General features: G+C 64.0%; 4 protein-coding genes and 1 pseudogene. 2 read left to right on the plus strand and 3 right to left on the minus strand.

The features are described 5' to 3' along the window. Nucleotides 1-263 (minus strand): annotated as a pseudogene (locus AHiyo1_RS27590) (dipeptidase); the annotation flags it as partial. Nucleotides 264-384: 121 nt separating this feature from the next. On the opposite strand from AHiyo1_RS27590, the gene AHiyo1_RS22040 reads away from it, so the two are divergent. Beyond that, nucleotides 385-978, plus strand: a complete 594-nt coding sequence (locus tag AHiyo1_RS22040) for a DUF3043 domain-containing protein (RefSeq protein WP_059390007.1) — start codon at nt 385-387, stop codon at nt 976-978. 143 nt (nt 979-1,121) lie between these two features. Here AHiyo1_RS22040 and AHiyo1_RS22045 read toward each other — a convergent pair whose 3' ends face one another. Both AHiyo1_RS22045 and AHiyo1_RS27595 read right to left on the minus strand, forming a co-directional pair. Next, a complete protein-coding gene (locus tag AHiyo1_RS22045; RefSeq protein WP_059390005.1) occupies nt 1,122-2,189 on the minus strand; it encodes a quinone-dependent dihydroorotate dehydrogenase in 1,068 nt (355 codons plus the stop codon). Nucleotides 2,190-2,206: 17 nt separating this feature from the next. Next, nucleotides 2,207-2,431, minus strand: a complete 225-nt coding sequence (locus AHiyo1_RS27595; RefSeq protein ID WP_059390006.1) for a hypothetical protein — start codon at nt 2,429-2,431, stop codon at nt 2,207-2,209. On the opposite strand from AHiyo1_RS27595, the gene AHiyo1_RS22050 reads away from it, so the two are divergent. Further along, entirely contained in the window at nt 2,333-2,662 is a 330-nt protein-coding gene (locus AHiyo1_RS22050) for an FAD-binding protein (RefSeq protein ID WP_253257564.1), read from the plus strand. The two genes, AHiyo1_RS27595 and AHiyo1_RS22050, sit on opposite strands and share 99 nt — an antisense overlap. Nucleotides 2,663-2,719: the final 57 nt, after the last annotated feature.

Here is a 2,719-nt window from a genome sequence, read left to right on the forward strand (position 1 = left end):
TTCCCGTCGGCCTTGTCGCAGCGCAGGATCTGGACGTCCTGGAAGCCCGACTCGCGGACCAACGCAGCAACAGCCTCGGCACTCCGCTCCAGCTCCGCCGGGTCAAAGCTGGGCCAGGCGATCCCAGGGATAGCGACCAGGGCTTTCAAACGGGTCATGGTCTCGTCGAAGGAAGCATCGATCGAGGACTTGAGCGCATCAACATTGATTGTGCCGGAGCCGCTGGAAAAGGTCTGCGGGATCTCCGCATTCATTGAAGTCATGGCGAAAAGACTACCTCCGCAAGTGGTGCCGGGGAACCGGACCGGGCGGCGTGGCGGGCCCATTCGGGGGGCGGCACGTCACGGCGACTTTGGCGCGGTTCCTGCGGGGTATTCTGTAGTGGTGTTTGGACGTAAAAAGGATGAGCCGAGCGCTCAAGACCAAGTAGACCAGCTTGCCGCCGACGCTGCCGTGAAAGGCGTTGGCAAGGGCGCTCCCACGCCCAAGCGCAAGGAACAGGAAGCGGCCCGTAAGCGCCCCCTCGTCCCGACGGACCGCAAGGCTTCGAAGGAAGCCGAGCGCATTGCCGTGCAGGATCAGCGCCAGAAAATGCGGCAGGCCCTGGACACCGGGGACGAAAAGTACCTGCCGCTGCGGGACAAGGGACCCCAGAAGCGTTTTGCGCGCGACTATGTCGACGCCCGTTTCAGCCTGGGTGAGTACCTGATGTTCGGTGCCCTGCTTTTCGTGGTCATCTCCTTCATCATTCCTTCAGGAAGCGACGCCCTGAGCTATATCCTGATCGGCTTCTGGGTTATGTTCCTCGCGGTGTTCGCGGATGTCTTCATCCTTTCCCGCAAGTTGCGCAAGGGCTTGACGCAGAAGTTCGGCGACGTCGAGCGGGGCACCGTCTGGTACGGCAGCATGCGTTCCCTGCAATTCCGTCGCTTGCGCCTGCCGAAGCCGCAGGTACAGCGAGGCCAGTACCCCGCTTAAGGTCCCCGATCCCCGAGGACAAGCGTCCGACGAAGCAGAAGGACCCTGGAACAGTTGTTCCAGGGTCCTTCTGCTTGACCGCAAGTGGCTGTTCAGGAATGGTCCAGGTGTCTGGTTATCGGTTCCCTGCCTGGCGGCGACGCTTAACTGCGCCGTTTGGCCAAGGCCCTGTTGATGCCGGCGGCCCAGAATGGACCTTCGTAAAGGAATGCCGTGTAACCCTGCACGAGGGTTGCTCCGGCGTCGAGCCGCTCCTGGACGTCGGCCGCGGACTGCACTCCGCCGACCGCGATGAGCACGAGGCCCTCCCCCACCGCGGCCTTCAGCCGGCGCAGAACCTCAAGCGAACGCGCCTTGAGCGGTGCGCCGGAGAGTCCGCCGGCACCGCACGCATCCACTTTGCCCGGGTCGGTTACCAGGCCTTCCCGGCCGATGGTGGTGTTTGTGGCAATGATCCCGTCGAGCTTGAGGTCCAAGGCGAGGCGGGCGACGTCGTCAATGTCTTCGTCACTCAGGTCCGGTGCGATCTTGACGAGCAGCGGCACGTGGCGGCCGGCGGATTCGTCTGCGGCGTCGCCGACGGCGCGAAGGAGCGGGCGAAGCGTTTCGACGTTCTGGAGCAGGCGCAGTCCCGGAGTGTTGGGCGAGCTGACATTGACTACGAGGTAGTCGGCGGCGGGTGCCAGGCTGCGGGCACTGACCAGATAATCCTCGACTGCGTCGTCGAGCTCGACAACCTTGGTCTTGCCGATATTGACTCCGATCACGGGCCGAACCCCTGAATGCGTCCGCTGCAATGCCGCCCGAGCGGCCTTGAGCCGCGGGGCCACGGCCGCCGCGCCGTCGTTGTTGAAGCCCATGCGGTTGATGACGGCCTTGTCCTCGATCAAACGGAAAAGCCGTGGCTTCTCATTGCCGGGCTGCGCCTGGCCGGTGATTGTTCCCACTTCGACGTGGCCGAACCCCAGTTCAGCGAGGGCCTCGATTCCGTGGCCCTCTTTGTCGAAGCCGGCCGCAAGGCCAAAGGGCGACGGGAACGTCAGCCCGAAAGCCTCCGTGCGCAATGAGGGGTGCGGGGCCGTCATTTTGGCCAAAACGCGTCCTGCGCCTGAGCGGTGTGCGAAGCGGATCGCCTGGAAGCCGATCTTGTGGGCTTTTTCGGCATCCATCCAGGAGAAGGCCAGCTTGAAGAATGTGGGGTAAACGCGCATGCTCCTAGTTTTCCGGTTTACGGGTCGCGCACCAAACCAAGCGGGTTACCGGGCGGTAGCATGTACGAATGCCGAGCAATCCACGTGATGGAGTTCACTCCCAGGCAATCATCGAAGCCGATGTCATCGTTATTGGCGCAGGATTGTCGGGACTGGTCGCCGCTGCCCAAGCCTACGCCGACGGCAAACTGGTTGCCGTCCTGGACCAGGAACCGTCCGCGTCCGTCGGCGGCCAGGCTCACTGGTCCTTCGGTGGCTTGTTCCTGGTCAACTCTCCCGAGCAGCGGAGGCTGGGCGTCAAGGACAGTGCCGAACTCGCCTTGGGCGACTGGCTGGCGTCCGCGGCCTTTGACCGGCCGGAGGCTCGTGGGCCAGGTTGTGGGCGGAGGCTACGTGGATTTTGCCGCCGGCGAGAAACGCCGCTGGCTGAGATCGCTCGGCGTGCGGCTCTTTCCGTTGGTGCAGTGGGCTGAGCGCGGCGGCTACGGTCCCCAAGGCCACGGCAACACGGTCCCGCGGTTCCACGTCAC

Source organism: Arthrobacter sp. Hiyo1 (assembly GCF_001263615.2).
Classification (GTDB): domain Bacteria; phylum Actinomycetota; class Actinomycetes; order Actinomycetales; family Micrococcaceae; genus Arthrobacter.

Bases quoted from the DNA above. Each gene is read 5' to 3' on its own strand.
- AHiyo1_RS22045 (WP_059390005.1), bottom strand. From the start codon at position 2,189: ATGCGCGTTTACCCCACATTCTTCAAGCTGGCCTTCTCCTGGATGGAT.